20 protein-coding genes are annotated in these 19,917 nt (G+C 42.7%); 9 read left to right on the forward strand and 11 right to left on the reverse strand.

Annotation, left to right across the window (positions count from 1 at the left end; genetic code table 11):
* Nucleotide 1 precedes the first annotated feature (1 nt).
* From cysK to FAM09_RS04315, 5 genes are all read right to left on the reverse strand, one after another.
* Nucleotides 2-976, reverse strand: coding sequence for a cysteine synthase A (gene cysK, locus FAM09_RS04295; RefSeq protein ID WP_243751590.1), 975 nt, complete (start codon nucleotides 974-976; stop codon nucleotides 2-4).
* Nucleotides 977-990: 14 nt separating this feature from the next.
* Nucleotides 991-1,818, reverse strand: a complete 828-nt coding sequence (gene epsC, locus FAM09_RS04300; protein ID WP_136575826.1) for a serine O-acetyltransferase EpsC — start codon at nucleotides 1,816-1,818, stop codon at nucleotides 991-993.
* 42 nt (nucleotides 1,819-1,860) lie between these two features.
* Nucleotides 1,861-3,099 carry a sulfate adenylyltransferase subunit 1 gene (locus tag FAM09_RS04305; RefSeq protein ID WP_136575827.1) on the reverse strand — a complete coding sequence of 413 codons (1,239 nt, stop codon included), beginning with the start codon at nucleotides 3,097-3,099 and terminating at the stop codon, nucleotides 1,861-1,863.
* Between the two features lie 76 nt (nucleotides 3,100-3,175).
* A complete protein-coding gene (gene cysD / locus FAM09_RS04310; protein WP_136575828.1) occupies nucleotides 3,176-4,084 on the reverse strand; it encodes a sulfate adenylyltransferase subunit CysD in 909 nt (302 codons plus the stop codon).
* Between the two features lie 29 nt (nucleotides 4,085-4,113).
* Complete coding sequence (locus FAM09_RS04315; protein ID WP_136575829.1) at nucleotides 4,114-4,830, reverse strand: phosphoadenylyl-sulfate reductase; 717 nt, start codon at nucleotides 4,828-4,830, stop codon at nucleotides 4,114-4,116.
* 611 nt (nucleotides 4,831-5,441) lie between these two features.
* Between FAM09_RS04315 and FAM09_RS04320 the strand changes: the two genes are divergently transcribed.
* The 4 genes from FAM09_RS04320 to FAM09_RS30875 all read left to right on the forward strand — a co-directional run bounded on the left by FAM09_RS04320 (nucleotide 5,442) and on the right by FAM09_RS30875 (nucleotide 8,609).
* Nucleotides 5,442-6,134: a ClpP family protease gene (locus tag FAM09_RS04320; RefSeq protein WP_136575830.1), complete on the forward strand. Its 693-nt coding sequence runs from the start codon at nucleotides 5,442-5,444 to the stop codon at nucleotides 6,132-6,134.
* 167 nt (nucleotides 6,135-6,301) lie between these two features.
* On the forward strand, nucleotides 6,302-6,946 hold the full coding sequence (locus tag FAM09_RS04325; RefSeq protein WP_136575831.1) for a ClpP family protease: 645 nt from the start codon (nucleotides 6,302-6,304) through the stop codon (nucleotides 6,944-6,946).
* A 123-nt stretch (nucleotides 6,947-7,069) separates the two neighbouring features.
* Entirely contained in the window at nucleotides 7,070-8,314 is a 1,245-nt protein-coding gene (clpX, locus tag FAM09_RS04330; protein WP_136575832.1) for an ATP-dependent Clp protease ATP-binding subunit ClpX, read from the forward strand.
* A gap of 145 nt (nucleotides 8,315-8,459) precedes the next feature.
* Entirely contained in the window at nucleotides 8,460-8,609 is a 150-nt protein-coding gene (locus tag FAM09_RS30875; protein ID WP_166436976.1) for a hypothetical protein, read from the forward strand.
* Nucleotides 8,610-8,634: 25 nt separating this feature from the next.
* Here the strand turns inward: FAM09_RS30875 and FAM09_RS04335 are convergent, their stop codons facing one another.
* The 3 genes from FAM09_RS04335 to FAM09_RS04345 all read right to left on the reverse strand — a co-directional run bounded on the left by FAM09_RS04335 (nucleotide 8,635) and on the right by FAM09_RS04345 (nucleotide 11,427).
* The gene (locus FAM09_RS04335; RefSeq protein ID WP_136575833.1) at nucleotides 8,635-9,084 is read right to left on the reverse strand and encodes a c-type cytochrome; all 450 of its coding nucleotides are present in this window, start codon (nucleotides 9,082-9,084) and stop codon (nucleotides 8,635-8,637) included.
* 151 nt (nucleotides 9,085-9,235) lie between these two features.
* Nucleotides 9,236-10,378: an acyl-CoA dehydrogenase family protein gene (locus FAM09_RS04340; protein ID WP_136575834.1), complete on the reverse strand. Its 1,143-nt coding sequence runs from the start codon at nucleotides 10,376-10,378 to the stop codon at nucleotides 9,236-9,238.
* 116 nt (nucleotides 10,379-10,494) lie between these two features.
* Nucleotides 10,495-11,427: a ComEA family DNA-binding protein gene (locus FAM09_RS04345; protein ID WP_136575835.1), complete on the reverse strand. Its 933-nt coding sequence runs from the start codon at nucleotides 11,425-11,427 to the stop codon at nucleotides 10,495-10,497.
* Between the two features lie 199 nt (nucleotides 11,428-11,626).
* Between FAM09_RS04345 and FAM09_RS04350 the strand changes: the two genes are divergently transcribed.
* From FAM09_RS04350 to FAM09_RS31370, 3 genes are read left to right on the forward strand one after another with little or no spacing between them, the layout of a single operon-like run.
* Nucleotides 11,627-12,766, forward strand: a complete 1,140-nt coding sequence (locus tag FAM09_RS04350) for an FIST signal transduction protein (protein ID WP_136575836.1) — start codon at nucleotides 11,627-11,629, stop codon at nucleotides 12,764-12,766.
* Between the two features lie 13 nt (nucleotides 12,767-12,779).
* Complete coding sequence (locus FAM09_RS04355) at nucleotides 12,780-14,108, forward strand: ATP-binding protein (RefSeq protein ID WP_136575837.1); 1,329 nt, start codon at nucleotides 12,780-12,782, stop codon at nucleotides 14,106-14,108.
* On the forward strand, nucleotides 14,095-14,292 hold the full coding sequence (locus tag FAM09_RS31370) for a response regulator (protein ID WP_136575838.1): 198 nt from the start codon (nucleotides 14,095-14,097) through the stop codon (nucleotides 14,290-14,292). The genes FAM09_RS04355 and FAM09_RS31370 overlap by 14 nt, the downstream gene beginning before the upstream one ends.
* 11 nt (nucleotides 14,293-14,303) lie before the next feature.
* Here FAM09_RS31370 and FAM09_RS04365 read toward each other — a convergent pair whose 3' ends face one another.
* From FAM09_RS04365 to porX, 3 genes are all read right to left on the reverse strand, one after another.
* Nucleotides 14,304-15,080, reverse strand: coding sequence for an MBL fold metallo-hydrolase (locus tag FAM09_RS04365; RefSeq protein ID WP_136575839.1), 777 nt, complete (start codon nucleotides 15,078-15,080; stop codon nucleotides 14,304-14,306).
* Between the two features lie 119 nt (nucleotides 15,081-15,199).
* A complete protein-coding gene (locus FAM09_RS04370) occupies nucleotides 15,200-15,487 on the reverse strand; it encodes a hypothetical protein (protein WP_136575840.1) in 288 nt (95 codons plus the stop codon).
* Nucleotides 15,488-15,707: 220 nt separating this feature from the next.
* Nucleotides 15,708-17,264, reverse strand: a complete 1,557-nt coding sequence (porX, locus tag FAM09_RS04375) for a T9SS response regulator signal transducer PorX (protein ID WP_136575841.1) — start codon at nucleotides 17,262-17,264, stop codon at nucleotides 15,708-15,710.
* Between the two features lie 141 nt (nucleotides 17,265-17,405).
* Between porX and FAM09_RS04380 the strand changes: the two genes are divergently transcribed.
* Both FAM09_RS04380 and lpxD read left to right on the forward strand, forming a co-directional pair.
* Nucleotides 17,406-18,626 carry an HD domain-containing protein gene (locus FAM09_RS04380; RefSeq protein ID WP_136575842.1) on the forward strand — a complete coding sequence of 407 codons (1,221 nt, stop codon included), beginning with the start codon at nucleotides 17,406-17,408 and terminating at the stop codon, nucleotides 18,624-18,626.
* Between the two features lie 151 nt (nucleotides 18,627-18,777).
* Nucleotides 18,778-19,830, forward strand: a complete 1,053-nt coding sequence (gene lpxD / locus FAM09_RS04385) for a UDP-3-O-(3-hydroxymyristoyl)glucosamine N-acyltransferase (RefSeq protein WP_136575843.1) — start codon at nucleotides 18,778-18,780, stop codon at nucleotides 19,828-19,830.
* The last annotated feature ends 87 nt before the right edge of the window (nucleotides 19,831-19,917 follow it).

A 19,917-nucleotide genomic window follows, 5' to 3' on the forward strand; every position in this document is an offset into this window, starting at 1 on the left:
CTTATTTATACAAACCGTCAATTGACAAATAGCGTTCACCGGTATCGTAATTGAATGTCAGTACCCGGGCGCCTTTAGGGATCTCGGCCAATTTTTTAGCTACTGCGGCCAATGCTGCACCGGTTGAAATACCAGCCAATATGCCTTCTTCTTTAGCCAGTCGTTGCGCAAAGTCAAATGCTTCATCTTTACCAACCTGTATTGTTCCATCGAGCAATTTTGTGTTCAGGATGGAAGGAATGAATCCGGCGCCGAGCCCTTGCAAAGGATGTGGTCCGGGAGCGCCACCGCTGATCACGGCTGACAACTCAGGCTCTACAGCATATACTTTCAGGTTAGGGAATTTTTCTTTCAACACTTCTGCAACACCAGTGATATGTCCACCAGTTCCCACACCGGTGATCAGATAATCGATTCCATCAGGGAAGCTTGCTAAAATTTCCTGCGCTGTGGTTTCCCGATGTACTTTAACGTTGGCTGCATTATCAAACTGCTGGGGCATCCAGGAGTTAGGAGTTTGCGCAACCAGTTCCTTTGCCTTTTCAATAGCGCCCTTCATGCCTTTCTCACGCGGCGTTAATTCAAATGAAGCACCGTACAATTCCATCAATTGTCTTCTTTCCATACTCATTGATTCGGGCATTACCAAAATCAATTTGTATCCTTTTACCGCAGCTACCATAGCCAACCCGATACCGGTGTTGCCCGAAGTAGGTTCAATGATCACACTGTTTTTATTCAGAATACCTTTTTTCTCTGCATCATCTATCATGGATAATGCAATGCGGTCTTTAATGCTATTGCCTGGGTTGCTGCGCTCCAGTTTTATCCAAACTTCATGATTATCGCCATACAGCCTGTTTATTTTTACATGCGGTGTTTGGCCAATTGTTTCTAAAATGTTACCGGCTCTCATTCGCTGGTTGTTTTGGTTGTCAGTAATATTATTTGTTTTGCTTGGTTGTTCTGTGATCATTGTAATAAGTTTTTTTATATGACAAAGTTTAATGGCTCCGGAAATGGATTGTTATCCCGCACCTTTACTTCACTTTTATGATACACCACCGAGAATGAGGGCACGCTGTATGTAAGCCAAACATTACCGCCTATGATACTATCTTTTCCAATTACAGTTGTGCCACCCAGTATGGTTGCGCCTGAATAAATGGTCACATTATCTTCAATGGTAGGGTGGCGTTTTGATACATTGTCCTTCGACACGTTTAAAGCGCCTAATGTTACGCCCTGGTATATTTTTACATTATTACCTATTTCAGTTGTCTCCCCTATCACAATGCCGGTACCGTGGTCAATGCAAAACGATTCGCCGATGCGTGCGCCAGGATGAATATCAACACCGGTTTTGCCATGTGCATATTCTGTAAATAATCTTGGCAAAATTTCTACGCCTTGTTCCCATAACTGGTGCGACAAGCGATAAACAGCCGTTGCATAAAACCCGGGATAGGCCACTATCACTTCTTCTACAGAGCGTGCCGCAGGGTCAAACTGCAACAATGCATACGCATCTTTCATCAGCTTCGCATATAGGGCCGGTATAGCTGCAAAAAACGTTTCGGTAATTTTTTCTGCCTTCTCTTTCTTGTGCACCACATCATAAGCCAGGCTGGTAAGATGACTCTTCAATATTTCGAGTTCCTTTTCCAGATCGCTTACCTGGTGATGTTTTTTATTAGGCAGAAACAAAAAATTAAATGCCTGATCAATGAACTGCGCTGCTATTTCCTTATCAGGAAATGCAGTATCCACCTTTTTATGTTGTGCAAATAAATGCTGTATAAATTCGTTCGTGCTCATAATAATCAAGATTCAACGTTCAACACATTATTGACTGTTCATCTATTGAATCATACAGGCGCCTACCGTTACATGGCTTGTTTCATCTATCAGGATCGCACCGCCGTTCTCGCGCAATTCGCTATATGAATCGTACGGGATAGGTGACGCTGTTTTTATTTTTACTTTTATTACATCATTCAATGTAGCCGATGTAGCATCTGTTTTCTGCAGCGTATTTACATCCAGCTTGTATTCAATTTCTTTTACCACGCTTCTAACCAACCTGCTGTTGATCTGCAATAAATATTTATTACCGGTAACCAGGGGTTTATTATCCATCCAGCACAACACCACGTCCAGCTCCTGCGTCAATTTTGGCAGGTTGTCGCTTTTTACGATAATGTCGCCACGGCTGATATCAATATCATCTTCCAGGTGCAGAATAGCGCTTTGCGGTGCAAAAACTTCTTCTACTTCCTTTCCGTTGTGTTCAATGGATTTTATGGTGCTGGTATGTCCTGACGGAAGTACGGTTATTGCATCGCCTGTTCGATAAATACCGCTGATCACCTTTCCGGCATAACCGCGGTAATCGTGCAGTTCCTCTGTTTGAGGACGAATTACATATTGCACAGGGAACCGGGGGTCGGTGAGGTTAATATCTTTATCTACCTCTACGCTTTCCAGGAAATTCAGTAGGGAAGTGCCTTCGTACCAGCTCAGCTTGGGTGATTTTTCAACGATGTTATCGCCAAACATGGCACTGATAGGAATATAGGTCACATCTTTCAAACCTAATGATTTTGCCACTTCGGCATAATCAATCACGATATTGTTGTAAACATCCTGCGAGTAGTCAACCAGGTCCATTTTGTTAATGGCCACCACCACGTGCGGAATGTTCAATAAAGAAGCTATTATAGAATGCCGGCGGGTTTGTTCAACCACTCCATTACGGGCATCAATTAAAATAATGGCCAGGTCGGCAGTAGAAGCGCCGGTAACCATGTTGCGGGTATACTGAATATGACCCGGTGCATCGGCGATAATGAATTTACGTTTGGGAGTAGAAAAATATTTATACGCCACATCGATCGTAATGCCCTGTTCCCTTTCTGCACGCAATCCATCGGTAAGCAAAGCCAGATCGATCTCGCCCTGCTCTTTATTCTTACTTTGTTTCTCAATAGCCTCCAGTTGATCGATCATTATACTTTTGCTATCGTATAATAAACGGCCGATCAGGGTACTCTTACCATCATCAACACTGCCTGCTGTTATAAACCGTAATAAATCCATTGTAGAAATTTTGTGATTTTGGGATTTGGGGATTTTGGGATTTAAATCGAAACATCCCGAAATCTCTAAATCAGAATTAAAAATATCCGTTCTTCTTCCTGTCTTCCATCGCTGCTTCAGACACTTTATCGTCTATACGGGTTTCGCCGCGTTCGCTTGTTTTGGTAGCGGTGATCTCGCTGATAATATCATCGATATTCGATGCATGTGATTCTACTGCTGCGGTGCAGGTCATGTCGCCCACGGTACGGTAACGCACTTTCTTTCTCAACACTTTGTCAGTATCATCTAACTTTATAAAATCGCTTACAGCTACCAGTTGTCCTTCGTGATCGATCACTTCGCGTTCGTGTGAAAAATAAATAGAAGGCAATTCGATCTTTTCGCGGCGGATATAATTCCAAACATCCAGTTCCGTCCAGTTGCTGATCGGGAATACCCGTACGTTCTCACCTTTGGTAATTCTTCCATTGTAGGTATTCCACAGTTCGGGACGTTGCAGTTTAGGGTCCCATTGACCGAACTCATCCCGTACAGAAAATATGCGTTCTTTCGCTCTTGCTTTTTCTTCATCGCGGCGGGCGCCACCGATGCAGGCATCAAACTTGAACTCCTCAATAGTATCCAGCAAAGTGTAGGTTTGCAAAGCATTGCGGCTTGCAAACTTTCCTTTGGGTTCTGTGAGGTGCTTTGCTTTAATGGTATCTTCTACGTTACGTACTATTAATTTCTCGCCAAGGGTTTTAGCCAGTTGATCACGGTATTCCAGCGCTTCAGGGAAATTATGCCCGGTATCGATGTGCACCAGCGGGAAAGGGAATTTACCGGGACGGAATGCCTTCAATGCCAATTGCACCAGGGTAATAGAATCTTTACCGCCGGAAAATAATAATGCTGGTCTTTCAAATTGCCCTGCTACTTCGCGGAAGATATGAATAGCTTCCGATTCCAGATGATCCAAATAATCTAAACTATACTTACTCATATTTCTGTTTTCAGGAGTTCAGTTAATAATTATTTATGAATATGCAGCCCACACTCTTTTTTGGCTGCATCTTCCCACCACCAACGACCGGCCCTGAAATCTTCACCAGGCCGTATTGCACGGGTACAGGGAGCGCAACCGATGCTTACAAAACCGCGGTCGTGCAGCACGTTGTAAGGCACATTGTTATCGTTTATATATTTTTTAACCTGCTCAGTGTTCCAGTGCAGTATGGGATTGTATTTAATGATCTGGTTGGTCTCGTCCCACTCGATCACGCTGAGGTCTTTGCGATCGGGAGAATGTTCTGCCCGAAGCCCGGTGATCCAGATCGCATTGCCGGCCAATGCCCTTTTCAGTGGTTCTACTTTACGGATAAAGCAGCACTGTTTGCGGTTTTCCACCGACTCATAAAAGGCATTGGGGCCTTTATCGGTAACAAATTCTTCCAGCAAACGGTAGTCGGGATAGTAGGCGGTTATGTGAGCCTGGTATTTTTCGTTGGTATTGTTCCAAACAGAATAGGTTTCAGCAAATAACCTTCCGGTATCCAAAGTAAAGATGTTAACAGGCAGGTGATTGCTCAGAATTTCATGGGCAATTACCTGGTCTTCATAACTAAAGCTGGTAGAAAACGTAACCTGGCCAGGAAACTGTTCGGTAAGCAGTTTTATAAATTCGCGAATATTTAGTCTATCTGACTGGTGGGTTAATTCTGACAAAGATTCCTTTAGTATTGCGCTCATATGGATATATCATTCATTTCATTCATTAATCTGGATCATGGAAGCAAGTGCGACGGACAAGCGAGTAGGTATTGAGTATTAACAGCAACAACAATACTTGTTGCAACAGGAGATGTACATTATTTGTATGGCGTGGGAACAAAACATATAAGTCTACTCAATTTGTAGATCAAAGATAAAACAGAAAGCTGGATTGTAGAAATTTTTTCTACCAAACGAGTGGACTAAAACGGTTCATTTAACAAAAGCATCTACAAACAATTGTTTGTTTGTTTAATTTTAGCGGGGTTTTCAACCAATGGCTGTTTTTAATTGTTGATTTCGCACTTATTATTCATGCTAAATAAAACTAATGATTGTTCGGTTAACCTTTTAACCTTATTGAGTATTAAAACCGCCTGACAGGCTTTCGGACGTTTTTACATAGGACTACCTGTTAGGGTACAGAGAAGGGAGAAAGGGGCTTTTTATGCCAGCCCGACTGCCTGTATAGCAGCCTCAAAAGGCTTGTTTATGAAGATATTAGGTCAAAATGGCTGTTTTTTTATGTAGCACGGTATTTGGTTTCCCACAAAGACTTAAATTGCCAACTCAAATAATAGAAAAGTACTATGAATCTTGGAAAAGAATTTGAAAAATACGCGGTACACCACAGAGGTATTTCAAGCAATACCCTGCACAGTTACCAAACGCACCAGGTTACGAACCTCACTCCCAATATTATTGAAGAACGTCCAATGAATATTGCTGTCATGGACGTTTACAGCCGATTGATGATGGACCGCATTATCTTTCTTGGCTACCCCATTAATGACGAAGTGGCAAATATCGTAACCGCCCAGATGTTGTTCCTGGAGAGCACCGATCGTACACGCGACATCCAGATGTACATCAACTCGCCCGGCGGCAACGTATATTCAGGTTTGGGCATGTATGACACCATGAATTACATCACCCCCGATGTATCTACCATTTGCATAGGTATGGCTGCTTCCATGGCTGCTGTATTGTTGTGCGCAGGTACAAAAGGAAAACGAACGGCTTTAAAGCACAGCCGGGTAATGATGCACCAACCCAGTGGCGCTATTGGCGGTCAGGCCAGCGATATCGAGATCACTGTACAAGAGATCAAAAAGATCAAAAAGAACCTGTACGACGCTATTTCTTTCCATACCGGAAAAACAGTGAAACAGGTTGAAAAAGATTGCGATCGCGATTACTGGTTAACTTCTGAAGAAGCCAAGGAATATGGCCTCGTTGATGAAGTTTTATTGATCAATCCACGTAAAGAGAAGAAAGACTAACAGCCTCCTGGCCCTTCGACTTGCGCCTCCGCTAAGCTTCAGCGACACGCAGGCACTCAGGGTAAGGGCAGCATCCTTCCACTTTCCGCCAAAGGGCGGAACACGCTTAAGGATTGGCTCGGGATCTTTGAATAACTAATTCTATCGAACTTCAAATAAAAATTATCATGCAGAGATATTCTAATCATTTATTCCAACCATTTCGCATGGACGATGAAGATGAACCAAAAGAAAACGGCAAAGAGGAAAAGAACGCTGACTTTGGGGTGCTGGCCAAGAAAATGGAAAAGTTCTTTTTTGAAAAAAGGGCCGTGTACCTGTGGGGCGTTGTAGAAGATAAATCAGCGAAAGATATTGTAACCCGTTTGTTATTGTTAGATGCCGATAAACCTGGTGAAGAAATTAAATTCTTCATTAACAGCCCCGGTGGCGTGGTTACCAGCGGCATGGTTATTTATGATACCATGCGTATGCTAAAAAGTCCGGTTAGCACCATCTGTATGGGCCTGGCAGCCTCTATGGGCTCCATTCTGTTAAGCGCCGGTGCAAAAGGAAAACGCATGATCTTTCCGCATGGGGAAGTAATGATCCACCAACCTAGTTTGGGCGGTTATATGCAGGGCGTAAGTGCCGATCTGGAAATTCAGGCAAAACAAACCAGAAAGACCAAGGAAATGGGCGCCCGAATACTCGCAGAAAACTGTGGAAAAAAGTTTGAGCAGATCATGAAAGATTTTGATCGCGATTACTGGATGGATGCAAAAGAGGCTATTGAATATGGCATTGTAGATCAGCAAGTTGAAAAGCTGTAAGTACATATAAACCTGTAGAAGTCCCAAATTCCGTATACTAATTTTCTGGAAAAGGAGTTTGGGATTTTTTATTGGGATTTGGACAGGCATTTAGATACCTTTGTAAGCGATTTTATACTAAACATGGCTAAAACAACATTACATTGTTCTTTTTGCGGACGCAGCCGCGATGAAGTAAAGATTCTTATTGCCGGGCAGGAAGGACATATTTGTGAAAATTGCGTTGAGCATGCACGCGAGATCATTGAACAGGAGTTGATGATCCGCCATGAAAGTACCCCGCCTTCTACTTCGTTCAAACTGAACGTTAAGAAACCCGTTGAAGTTAAACGCTTTCTTGATGAATATGTGATCGGTCAGGATGATGCTAAAAAAGTATTAGCCGTGGCCGTTTACAATCACTATAAACGCCTGCAACAAAAACCAACCACCGATAACAACGATGTTGATATTGAAAAAAGCAATATCGTAATGGTGGGAGAAACAGGTACTGGTAAAACGCTGTTGGCCAAAACCATTGCCCGGTTACTGAATGTACCGTTCGCGATCGTTGATGCTACCGTGTTTACCGAAGCCGGTTATGTTGGTGAAGATGTTGAAAGCATTTTGACCCGCTTGTTACAGGTATGCAACTACGACGTAGCCGCTGCCGAAAGAGGCATCGTGTATATAGATGAAATAGATAAAATTGCCCGCAAAGGCGATAACCCTTCCATTACCCGCGACGTTAGCGGCGAAGGCGTACAACAGGGCTTATTGAAATTGCTGGAAGGGACCGACGTACTGGTTCCACCCCAGGGCGGCCGTAAGCACCCTGAGCAAAAGCTGATCAAGATCAACACGCAAAACATCCTCTTCATTTGCGGTGGCGCTTTTGACGGAATTGACAAAGTAATTGCCCGCCGGGTAAATACAAATGCCATCGGTTTTAATGTAAACAAAGAGCTGCAGGAGCATATGAAGAAGAACCTGCTGCAATACATTAATGCCACCGACCTGAAATCGTTTGGATTAATACCTGAGTTACTTGGCCGTTTACCGGTAGTTACTCACCTGAATCCGCTTGATAAATCAACCCTCCGTTCTATCTTAACAGAACCTAAAAATGCGCTGATCAAACAATACAAAAAATTGTTCGAACTGGAAGGCATTCAACTGACCATCGATAATGATGTGCTGGACTTTATGGTTGATAAAGCAGTTGAATACAAACTGGGCGCCCGCGGCTTGCGCAGCATTTGCGAAAGCATTTTGACCGACGCCATGTTTGAATTGCCTTCTTCAAAGCAAACCGTTTTTCATTTGAACCTGGAATACGCTCAGAAGAATTTCGACAAGAGCAAAATGAGTTTGCTGAAAGTAGCGTAAAATGCGAAACGCCAAAGGCTGAACGCAAAAACGCTAATACCTTGCAAAGACGATACGAGGGCCTGTTTGGGACGTATCATTTAATCACTAAAATATTTCCGTCTGTTGGCGGAGTTAGGGTATGCAGGAACTGATTAAGCAGTTAATGGCTGAAGGATTAACAGAACAACAAGCTTATAAGGCAGTTGAGATCATCAAGAATTTTGCAAAAGATAAATTCCCCATTTTCGGCGGCGCCATCGATAAATTGTTTGATAAATACGGCCCGAAAGAGGAGGATGATATAATGCCGTAAGGATGGGTCATACAGCCGCTATAGCTCATTTACTATGGTGGTCAATATACGAAAGTACGGCGTTGATCTCATCATCCGATAGGTTCGTAAAAGGGGTCATTACTGTGCCATACCGCTTTTGAAGCGTGTTAAAATAAACATTACCCGATTTTAAAACAGCGGAAGGATTCCGGATCCACTTATATAACAATTTTTTATCGGGCACTCTTTCCAGCACGCCTGCCAATGACGGGCCAACCATGTCTTTGAAAATGGAATGGCAGGAAGCACAATTTTCCTGAAATAATGTTTTCCCCCTGACAGCATCGGAAGTGAAGACAGGGGCCGCATTCCCACAAACTCCTTGCATTACTTTATTTTCGTTGGGATCTTCATGAACTGGTAGTGACAATAAAAAGCCGCCAAATTTAAAGGCTCCTATAAACAATAACGTTAGTAAGAAGCCCTGCAACACATAATTGACTTCTTTATTCATACTATAAATGTACTACAGGAATCGAATGATGCATAAACTTTAATCATTCCTGTTTTTTGCACTATTTAATGGCCTGCTAATAAATAAAAAGGCCCCGCATTAAGCAGGGCCTTCTGTCATGACAAGCAACCTTGAGCAGTATTCATCGTCACTAAGCCCGTAACACCTCCCTGGCAATCACTATCTTTTGAATTTCAGATGTGCCTTCGCCAATGGTGCATAATTTACTATCTCTATAATATTTTTCAACAGGAAAGTCTTTCGTATAACCATATCCGCCAAAGATCTGAACGGCATCGGTAGCTACTTTTACGGCCACCTCGCTGGCGTAATATTTTGCCATGGCAGATTCTTTGCTCATGGTTTCGCCACGCATTTTCAGATCACATGCCTGCAGGGTCAGTAATTCGGCAGCGGCAATTTCTGTAGCCATATCTGCCAGTTTAAATGAAATACCCTGGAAGCCCGCAATAGGTTGGTCGAACTGATGGCGCTCTTTTGCGTATTGAATGGATGCTTCGTATGCTCCTTTGGCAATGCCCAGCGACAGAGCAGCTATAGAAATACGACCGCCATCCAACACTTTTAAGGACTGCTTAAATCCATCGCCATAATTGCCCAAACGATTGGTATCGGGTATACGGCAATTATCAAAGATCATTTCAGTTGTTTCACTGGCGCGCATGCCCAGCTTGTTCTCTTTTTTTCCGGCCTTGAAACCAGGCGTGCCCCGTTCTACTACAAAAGCGGTGGCATTATTTTTAGCCCTGGGCTCGCCGGTACGGGCAATTACAACAGCTACATCGGCACTTTTGCCATGGGTGATCCAGCATTTGGTCCCATTCAAAACCCAGTGGTCCCCATCCTTAACGGCCGTTGTTTTCATATTGGCTGCATCACTGCCGGTATTAGGTTCCGTTAATCCCCAGGCGCCCAGCCATTCTGCAGTGGCCAGCTTGGGCAGGTATTTTTTCTTTTGCTCTTCATTGGCAAAACTCAAAATATGCCCCGTACAAAGCGAATTGTGCGCGGCTAAACTTAAACCTATTGAACCGCATACTTTGGCAATCTCCTGTATGATGGCAACATATTCGAAGTACGTCAGCCCGGCGCCGCCATACATTTCGGGTACCAGTACGCCCATTAAACCCAGTTTACCCATTTCTTTAAATACATGTATAGGAAACTGCTGGGATTCATCCCATTCCATCACGTAAGGTTTAATGTGTTGCAACGCGAAATCCCTGGCTGATTGTGCAACTTGATCTGTAAGCTCTGAGGTTTGAAAATTCATAATTAAAATTACCTGAATAACTCGCAAGAATCGCTAAAGGCCGCTGCAATATAGGAGGTTTTTTTCTAAAAACTAACAAATGTTAGTGATTTTTTTAGCTACTTAACTCTGGCTAATTATTCCACAGTTACATAGGTTGCTATCTTCTGGTATAACTCTGGTGTTATCAGCACAATTTGCTGCAACTCTTCCGGCGAATGAAATACCCCATGCTGCTGACGAAACTGAATAATAGCATTGGCGATGTTCCAGCGGATGTAAGGATGCTGTTTCAACGTGTTTACATCGGCCGTATTGATATTGATCTTTTGAACGGGAGTCGAAGCGCATTGCAATCGCGGTTTTATTAATTGAAAAGTAGAATCGGGTAAACCAAACGTCTCCCCTACCTGCTGCACCGAATAAAACCCGCCGAGCTTGTCGCGAAAATTAATGATGCGGTTGGCCAGCTTACTGCCAATTCCCGGCAGGGAAATAAAAGCGGAAGTATCTGCTTGGTTGATATCAATTATGGGGGGCGGCGTCTTTATATATTTCACCGGCGCCTTTCCGGAATTATTAAACGCTGTTGCAGTTGCAGGCGCCGTAATTCGTACGTAGGGCATTAACCGGTCATAGTCTTCTTTTTTCAACCCGTATATCCTTTGCAGCTCGTTGGCGTTCCTGAACCGTCCGCCTTTGGAAATGTAGTTTCGTATAGTGCGAATTGTTCTATTGTTTACGCCCAGCTTGCGCCATCCTGCCGAATCCAGCGTATTGGGATCAAAGGGAAAAAGTTCAACTGCTGGCTGATCACTTGCCGGTTCATAATAGATCTCGTTGTAGGATTGCTTTTCACCGGTTGATGAACGTTTGGCCAGATCAGTTTTTGCATCTTCAGCCTGCGCCTCCTGTAAATAGATAGCTTCAGCTTTTAATTCATTACCCAGGTCGGCAGCTTTAAAAAAGCGGGGAATAAAAGTGCAAATACCGATCCCTGTAAGGAGCACATAGATACCGATGCGTTCTTTCTTTGTGAAAGAGAAATAATCTTTCCAGTTGCTTTCCATAACAAAACATTGAGCTGTGTCAATTTTCGATTTCGGACTACTACTTATTATCTGCCTTTCACTAAGGGTTATTTGAAATTCTCTACAACTTTCTAACGATGTGGGAAAAAAACACTTACTTTTTTATGTCTAAATATAAGTATTTGATTCAATATACGTTACATATATAGCCTTATCTGCACCCTTAAACAATACCTAAATGAAAATCCAACAACTGCAGTATTTAGATAAGGCATGGAAAATTCACCTGCATCCCGAGGACTTTGACCGGATGCAATGCCAATTGGTGCTGGTCTTTGGCGAACCGTCGCTTATTACCGATACCTCTGTTTTTAATTACCTGGAAAGAAGCTATCCCGAAGCGCATATTATATTGTCCTCTACGTCCGGAGAAATTATTCGTAATGATGTTTATGACAATAGTGTAGTAGTTACAGCCATTCAATTTGATAACACGATCGTTCATTGCGCCGAAACCAATATTAAGAGGCACAAAAGCAGTTACGATGCCGGGTTATACCTGATGCAGCAATTGCAGCGAAACGATTTGAACGCCGCCTTTATCATTTCAGATGGTACAAATATTAATGGCAGCGAACTGGTAGTTGGTTTTAATGAAACAAACAAGAATAATGTACCTGTTACCGGAGGCCTGGCTGGCGACGGTTCCCGCTTTATAAAAACTTTTGTTGGGCTGAATCAGTTGCCTGCCGAAGGCGTCATTGTAGCTATTGGTTTTTACGGCCAACAGTTACAGGTAGGTCATGGTTCATTTGGCGGTTGGGATGAGTTTGGTCCGGCACGAACCATTACCCGGTCTGAGAAAAATATTTTGTATGAAATAGATGGCAAAAATGCTTTTGATCTTTATAAAGAATACCTGGGCCCTTATAAAAAAGAACTACCCGGTTCTACATTGCTTTTTCCTTTGTCGGTTAAAGAACCAGGCGCCGAAAAAGCAGTGATTCGCACCATACTAACCATCAATGAAAAAGACCGGTTCATGGTATTCGCCGGTAACATGCCCAATGGCAGCCAGGTGCGTTTAATGAAAGCCAGTTACAACAAACTGATCGACGGATCAACCAGGGCGGCATTACATACCGTTCATACGCAGGTTACAAAACCCGACCTGGCTATACTGATCAGTTGCATTGGCCGCAAACTGATACTACGTGAAAGAACCGAAGAAGAAGTACAAGCTGTAAATGAAATTTTTGGTAAGGCAACCTGTACCACAGGTTTTTATTCATATGGAGAAATTTCTCCTTTCCATGCCGGTAGCCAGAGTGAGCTGCATAATCAAACCATGACCATTACCACATTTACAGAATTTTAAGCCCAAGCCCTTTATGCAGTATCATAAAATACTAGAAAAGCAAATTCAAAAAACACTGTCAGCCCAGCAACTGAATGACCCGGCTATTCAGCGCTTACTGCAATTGATTGATCAGTCGTACAAAAATTATGAGATCGATCAGCAGCTTACCGAACATGCTTTTCTGGTAAGTGAAAAAGAATACCAGGACATATTGCACAACCAACAACTCCAAAATAATATTTTTAGTCAGTCGGTAAAGAAGTTAAAAGATGCCATCATTGCGCATGATCCGCAAGCGGCAGCCATCATAGAAAAAGAAGACAATGTACTGATCAATATTATAGCTTACCTGGAAAAGCAAATTCAAAAAAGAAAAGAAACAGAAGCGGAACTTATCAGGGCAAAAGAACAGGCTGAAGACGGCGCCCGCGCCAAAAGCGATTTTCTGTCGGTAATGAGCCATGAAATTCGCACACCACTGAACGCTATCATAGGCATTGCCCATTTGCTTTTGCAGGACCAGCTATTGCCCAATCAGTTGGAGAACCTGAAAGCCCTGAACATTTCTGCCGAGAACCTGCTTCGCCTTATCAACGATATTCTTGATTTTGGTAAAATAGAAGAAGGGAAAATTGTACTGGCAGAAAAAAACATTCACTTACAACAACTGGCTGAGAATATTAAAACAGCCCATCAGATTCGATCGGCCGAAAGAGGCAATGCCTTCAATATGATCATTGACAATGCCCTGCCTAAATTTGTTTTGGGCGATGAAGTAAGGATTGGGCAAATTTTACACAACCTTGTTTCTAATGCCGTGAAATTTACCCGCAATGGCGTTATAACCATGCAGATCTCATTACAAAAAATGCAGGGCGACGAAGCAACGGTTTACTTTTCAGTGACCGATACCGGCGTTGGTATTGAAAAAGAAAAACAGGTATTGATATTCGACCGGTTCACACAGGCCAGTGTTGATATTGCGCGTGAATTTGGCGGATCAGGTTTAGGCCTGGCTATTGTTAAACGGCTGGTGGCCTTGCATAACAGCGATATCTACCTGAACAGTGAGATCGGACGCGGTTCTACCTTTTTCTTCACCATCACTTTTAAAAAGGGTAAACCAGAAATACAACAGCAACAAACCATAGCGGGTGTGAATGATCTGTCTGGTATAAAAGTGTTGCTGGTTGAAGATGTTGAATTCAACATCATGGTTGCCAAAAAAATGATCACCAACTGGAATGGCGTTGTAGACGTTGCTGAAAATGGAGCCATTGCTATTAATAAGATGCGGGAAACCAATTACGATATTGTGTTAATGGACCTGCAGATGCCGGTAATGGATGGATGGATATAATGCCACGCAACACATCAGGGATTTTAACGACGAGATACCTATCATTGCGTTAACGGCTTCTGCATCGGCCGATATTTTACAAAGGACCCGTGAATTTGGCATGACCGATTACCTGGCGAAACCTTTTAAGCCGGGAGAGTTGTATGAGATGATTTATAAGTATAGTAGGAAGTTGACAAGTTAAAAAAATCAACATCACACTTTAATCACCAACCCATCATAAGCCAGGTGAACGCCGTTTGGTAATTCAGCATCTACATCGGCATGGCGGCCCATTTGATGGCTGAGGTGAGTAAGATAACACTGCGGTATTTTCAATGATTTGGCCACTTCAATACTTTCGCCGAGCGAGTAATGCGAAATGTGTTTCTCTTTACGCAACGCATTCAGCACCAACACCTCGCTTCCCTTTATTTTTTCCAGTTCATGCTCTTCAATGCGGTTGGCATCTGTTATGTAAGTGAAGCGCCCAAACCGAAAGCCGAGCACCGGCATTTTCAAATGCCAAACCAGAATAGGTGTTACCTCAATATCACCGGCCATGAACGGTTCCAACCCAATTGTATTTAACTGAATATCGGGAACGCCGGGGTATTTTGATTCATAAAAAGCATAGGGAAACTCGCGAATGATCACTTCCTGCGTCATGTCGCTGGCATATACCTGCATGGGTTGTTGAGAGAAGAAATTAAAAGCCCGTACATCATCCAATCCGGCCACATGATCTTTATGTGCATGGGTAAAAACAATGGCATCCAAGTGCTTTAAACGGGCCCTCAACATCTGGTAACGAAAATCGGGACCGGTATCAACTACCAACGTTGTTTTTTCTGATTGCACCAGGATGCTGGATCGAAGCCTGTTGTCTCTTTTATCAGGAGATGTACAAACCGGGCATTCACAGGCGATCATAGGCACACCGGCACTGGTCCCGGTTCCTAAAAATGTAATGGTTAATGAAGGATAGCTCACGGGGGTAAAAATACGGAAGAAATTAGCGATTTCGGGATTTCGGGATTTTGAGATTTGTTATTTGGCTAATCATAAAGAAATCGCTAAATCTCAAAATCTATAAATCAGAAATTGCCATCTTACTTCTGATTTTCCGCCTGTACCAATGCATGTCTTTCAAGCACATCATTATATGTTCTGCGAACTTCAGAGGAAAATGATTCCGGATCAACATTCAACTGTGGAATAAGATCAATAAGGGTGCTTATACGACCTTCGAGTTGGAGAAATTTATTTAGTACTACTACTTTCTTTTGTTCTAAAATGCAATATCCGCTTTGAAAATTACCCCGTTCATAGCGTAGCACATATTCCGCCTCATCGAGAATCGCTTCAATTTTGTCTAATGTTGACTGCGTAAATTTCATAGTCTGGATGTAGATGACTTTAAATGATTCGCAAAGTTACTATTCACAATTTTGGTGCTGGAAATAGATAACCTCAACTTTTCCACACAAAACGTTGAGAATTATGCCTTATAGCCCAAAAAAGCGTAAAAAATGCCTTTTTTGGCCATAAAAGCCTGTTTTTTTATCAAAACCCAGCCTACAAACCACTCCCCCTCGCTACTAGCTACTTACCACTCGCTTACTTATTGGTCATCTTTATTATCGGTACAATCATCTCTTCTAAACTAACGCCGCCATGCTGGAAAGTGTTGCGATAATAGTTCACATAATAATTGTAATTATTGGGATAACACAGGTACATGTCTTCCCGGGCAAAAATGTACGATGAATTCACTGTTGGAACAGGCAATCCTGCCTCTTTAGGATCGCGGAAAGCCAGCACATCTTTTGGTTCATAATTGAGGTTGCGACCATGTTTGTACCGCAGGTTGGTGGTTGTTTGCTTGTCGCCAATAACTTTGGCCGGGGTTTTTACCCGTACCGTACCATGGTCGGTAGCCAGAATGAGGTTGAGCTTTTTATCGGCAACCTTTTTCAATGCCTGGTGCAAAGGCGAATGCTCAAACCAACTTCTCGTAACACTTCGATAGCTGGTTTCATCGCCGGCCAGTTCTTTCAGCACTTCCATTTCGGTACGTGCATGGCTCAGCATATCAACAAAGTTGTAAACAATAATATTCAGGTCGTTGCCCATGAGGTTATGAATATTATTTACCAGGTCCTGCCCCGCCTGGTTGTTCAGGATCTTTGTATAGGAGAATTTTATATCATCGCGACGTTGCCGTTTTATAAAGCCTCTGAAAAATTCTTCTTCATGTAAATTTTTTCCGCCTTCATCATCATCGTTTTTCCATTGCTGAGGAAAACTTTTTTCAATATCAATGGGAAGCAGTCCGCTGAAAATAGCATTCCGTGCATATTGCGTAGCTGTGGGCAGAATGCTGTAAAAGCTGTCTTCTTCCAGTATGCGAAAACTTTCGGCAAAGATTGGTTGAATGGCTTTCCACTGATCGAACCGCAGATTATCGATCAATATAAAGAAGGTTGGCGTTCCTTTTTCAATATGGGGAAGCACTTTAAACTTAAGCAGGTTGTGCGACATCACCGGGCCGTCATCACTTTTGGGGTTCACCCAACGCGCATAATTCTTCGAAACAAATTTAAAGAACTCGGTATTGGCTTCGTTCTTTTGGGTTTGAAACACTTCCTGCATTTCAGGGCTGTCGCTCTTTTCCATTTCCAGTTCCCAATACACCAGTTTTTTGTAAATATCCATCCACTCGTTGTAATCGGGATTGCTGTTCAGCGCCATGAACAAATTACGGAACTGTTGCTGATACGCCGTAGTGGTTTTTTCTGCCACCAGCCGTTTATTGTCGATGATCTTTTTCAGGCTTAACAGCACCTGGTTGGGATTCACCGGCTTAATAAGGTAATCGGTTATCTGGCTGCCGATGGCATCATCCATCAGGTTTTCCGTTTCATTTTTGGTGATCATTACCACCGGGATCTGCGAGTTGATCTCTTTTATCTTGGAGAGGGTTTCCAGTCCGGTAATACCGGGCATAGTTTCATCGAGCAACACTACATCGAGCGGATTTTCCCTTACAAAATCCACCGCGTCAAAACCATTGGTAAGCGCAGTTACATCGTACCCTTTATTTTGTAAAAACAGTATTTGAGATTGTAAACTTTCAATTTCATCGTCAACCCAAAGTATTTTTCCTAATGGCATGTATAGTTGTTTATATTATTTATCAGTTTTAAGTTCTTGAATCAACTGCCCCCAATCTAACCAAATTTAATTTATCCCACCAGGCTTTGTACTTTTGCCAGCTGCTTTTAGCAGCAATTTTAACAAAATAGCAGGCAGCGAATGACAAACCGCATCAGAAAGATTATCAATGACCCCGTTTACGGTTTTATTACCATTGATGATCCGCTTGTTTTTCAGGTAATCTCGCATCCCTGGTACCAGCGTTTGCGACGCATTCATCAGATGGCATTTGCCCACCTGGTTTACCCGGGTGCGGTGCATACCCGCCTGCATCATTCACTAGGTGCTTACCACCTAATGTGCAGTGCATTAACCGAACTGAAAAATAAAGGAGTGGATATTACTCCCGAAGAGGAAACTGCGGCTAAAGTTGCGATCCTTTTACACGATATAGGTCATGGTCCTTTTTCACATGCTCTTGAAAATGTGCTGATCAACAATACAAGTCACGAAACGATCAGTATTTTGATCATGCGTGTGCTAAATGAACAAATGAAGGGGCAATTGCATAAAGCCATAGACATTTTTACCAATAATTATACCAAGCCATTTTTACACCAGCTCATCAGTGGCCAGTTGGATGTAGATCGCATGGACTACTTAACCCGCGACAGCTTTTACACAGGTGTTTCGGAAGGTGTTATCGGTTACGATCGTATTTTAAAAATGCTTACTGTGAAAGAAGGCGATCTGATGGTTGAAGAAAAAGGCATTTACAGCATTGAAAAGTTCCTGGTGGCCCGGCGGCTCATGTACTGGCAGGTTTACCTGCATAAAACCGTGCTGGGTGCTGAAAAAACACTTGTAAAGATCGTTCAGCGGGCCAAAGAACTGATTCAACAAGGGCACGAAGTGCCGGCAGCATCTGTTACATTTGACTTCTTTTTAAAAAGCCCTACCAGTAAGGCGTTTATTGAGCAGCATCTCGATAAATTTTGCCTGCTCGATGATTACGATGTGCTGGCAGCTATTAAAAACTGGGTGTTCCATTCAGATACGGTATTAAGCACGTTATGCCGCAGTTTCATCGAGCGGCGTTTACTAAAAGTTAAATTACAGGCTGAACCGTTCGATCAGGATTGGATTAAAACACAACGGAATAACATTTGCCGCCATTTGAAAATAAATGATGCCGATTGCGATTATTTTATTTTTACGGGGGAAGCTGAAAACACTACTTACAACCCTACCGTTGAACGCATCAATATTTTATTTAAGAACGAGACGGTGACTGATATATCAAAAGTTGATAATGCATTGATACATCAGGCATTAGCAAGCCCTGTGAAAAAATATTACATTTGTTACTACAATTGTTAAACAGTTATATAAGTCAATACGTTAAGACCTTTTATTAAAGCGCCTGAACATATTACACTTTTTCTATATACAATTGCTTTAACAAATTTTATTATTTTGATTTATATAACAGATTTGACATATTTGACTTACTTGACCTAACGACTATTCTATGCAATTTACCGCAGCACAAATAGCTATGATCATCAATGGCAAAGTGGAGGGAAATCCCGACGCTTTGGTAAGCTCTTTCGGAAAGATTGAAGAAGCCCAGGCCGGTCAGCTCTCTTTTTTGGCTAACCCCAAATACGAAGAATACCTGTACCGTACAAAAGCTTCCCTGGTTATTATCAATGATTCGCAGGAATTGAAGGAACCTGTGAACGCTACCCTTATCAGGGTTGCCGATGCGTATTCCGCTTTCGCTACCCTGTTAAGCAAATACCAGGAAATGGCTACCCAAAAATTAACGGGTATACAGGAACCTTCCTACATCAGCAAATCAGCCAAAGTAGGTCAACAGGTTTTTATCGGCGCTTTTTCTTACCTCGGCGAAAATGTAGTGTTGGGGAACAACGTGAAAATTTTTCCGAATGTATTCCTCGGCGATAATGTAAAGATCAACGACAATACCATTATACATCCTGGCGTAAAAATTTACCACGACTGTGTTATTGGTAAAAATGTGACCATTCATGCCGGAACAGTTGTAGGCAGTGATGGATTTGGTTTTGCACCGCAGGCAGATGGCAGCTTTAAAAAAGTGCCGCAAATTGGTAACGTGGTAGTGGAAGATTTTGTAGAAATTGGCGCCAATGCTACCATTGATCGCGCCACTATCGGTTCTACCATAATAAAATCGGGCGCCAAACTCGATAACCTTATACAGGTTGCCCACAATGTGGAAGTAGGTAACAATACTGTTATCGCGGCCCAGGCCGGCGTAAGCGGCAGTACCAAAATTGGTAATAATGTAATGATCGGCGGACAAGCGGGTATTGTGGGTCATATTCAAATTGCGGATGGCAGTAAGATCAATGCACAAAGCGGCGTAAGCAAATCTATAAAAACGCCGAATGCCGCCGTAACCGGTAGCCCTGCATTTGAATACACAAGCGCATTGCGCAGCCAGGCCGTTAGCCGTAAATTGCCCGACCTGGAAAAGAGAATAAAAGAACTGGAACAACTGGTAAAACAGTTACTCACTGAAAAAATATCTGAGTAAGGATTACGGATCAAGAGTTACCAGATGCCGTTTACCAGTAACCAGGGTTTAAATCCGAAACTGCCGACTTCGGCTTGCAGGCAAAAT

Source organism: Niastella caeni, from assembly GCF_004834005.1.
Classification (GTDB): Bacteria; Bacteroidota; Bacteroidia; order Chitinophagales; family Chitinophagaceae; genus Niastella; species Niastella caeni.

What these genes read in the sequence shown, in the direction of transcription:
- cysK (WP_243751590.1), bottom strand. Translation starts at nt 976, where the DNA reads ATGATCACAGAACAACCAAGCAAAACAAATAATATTACTGACAACCAA.
- epsC (WP_136575826.1), bottom strand. Translation starts at nt 1,818, where the DNA reads ATGAGCACGAACGAATTTATACAGCATTTATTTGCACAACATAAAAAG.
- FAM09_RS04305 (WP_136575827.1), bottom strand. Translation starts at nt 3,099, where the DNA reads ATGGATTTATTACGGTTTATAACAGCAGGCAGTGTTGATGATGGTAAG.
- cysD (WP_136575828.1), bottom strand. Translation starts at nt 4,084, where the DNA reads ATGAGTAAGTATAGTTTAGATTATTTGGATCATCTGGAATCGGAAGCT.
- FAM09_RS04315 (WP_136575829.1), bottom strand. Translation starts at nt 4,830, where the DNA reads ATGAGCGCAATACTAAAGGAATCTTTGTCAGAATTAACCCACCAGTCA.
- FAM09_RS04320 (WP_136575830.1), top strand. Translation starts at nt 5,442, where the DNA reads ATGAATCTTGGAAAAGAATTTGAAAAATACGCGGTACACCACAGAGGT.
- FAM09_RS04325 (WP_136575831.1), top strand. Translation starts at nt 6,302, where the DNA reads ATGCAGAGATATTCTAATCATTTATTCCAACCATTTCGCATGGACGAT.
- clpX (WP_136575832.1), top strand. Translation starts at nt 7,070, where the DNA reads ATGGCTAAAACAACATTACATTGTTCTTTTTGCGGACGCAGCCGCGAT.
- FAM09_RS30875 (WP_166436976.1), top strand. Translation starts at nt 8,460, where the DNA reads ATGGCTGAAGGATTAACAGAACAACAAGCTTATAAGGCAGTTGAGATC.
- FAM09_RS04335 (WP_136575833.1), bottom strand. Translation starts at nt 9,084, where the DNA reads ATGAATAAAGAAGTCAATTATGTGTTGCAGGGCTTCTTACTAACGTTA.
- FAM09_RS04340 (WP_136575834.1), bottom strand. Translation starts at nt 10,378, where the DNA reads ATGAATTTTCAAACCTCAGAGCTTACAGATCAAGTTGCACAATCAGCC.
- FAM09_RS04345 (WP_136575835.1), bottom strand. Translation starts at nt 11,427, where the DNA reads ATGGAAAGCAACTGGAAAGATTATTTCTCTTTCACAAAGAAAGAACGC.
- FAM09_RS04350 (WP_136575836.1), top strand. Translation starts at nt 11,627, where the DNA reads ATGAAAATCCAACAACTGCAGTATTTAGATAAGGCATGGAAAATTCAC.
- FAM09_RS04355 (WP_136575837.1), top strand. Translation starts at nt 12,780, where the DNA reads ATGCAGTATCATAAAATACTAGAAAAGCAAATTCAAAAAACACTGTCA.
- FAM09_RS31370 (WP_136575838.1), top strand. Translation starts at nt 14,095, where the DNA reads ATGGATGGATATAATGCCACGCAACACATCAGGGATTTTAACGACGAG.
- FAM09_RS04370 (WP_136575840.1), bottom strand. Translation starts at nt 15,487, where the DNA reads ATGAAATTTACGCAGTCAACATTAGACAAAATTGAAGCGATTCTCGAT.
- porX (WP_136575841.1), bottom strand. Translation starts at nt 17,264, where the DNA reads ATGCCATTAGGAAAAATACTTTGGGTTGACGATGAAATTGAAAGTTTA.
- FAM09_RS04380 (WP_136575842.1), top strand. Translation starts at nt 17,406, where the DNA reads ATGACAAACCGCATCAGAAAGATTATCAATGACCCCGTTTACGGTTTT.
- lpxD (WP_136575843.1), top strand. Translation starts at nt 18,778, where the DNA reads ATGCAATTTACCGCAGCACAAATAGCTATGATCATCAATGGCAAAGTG.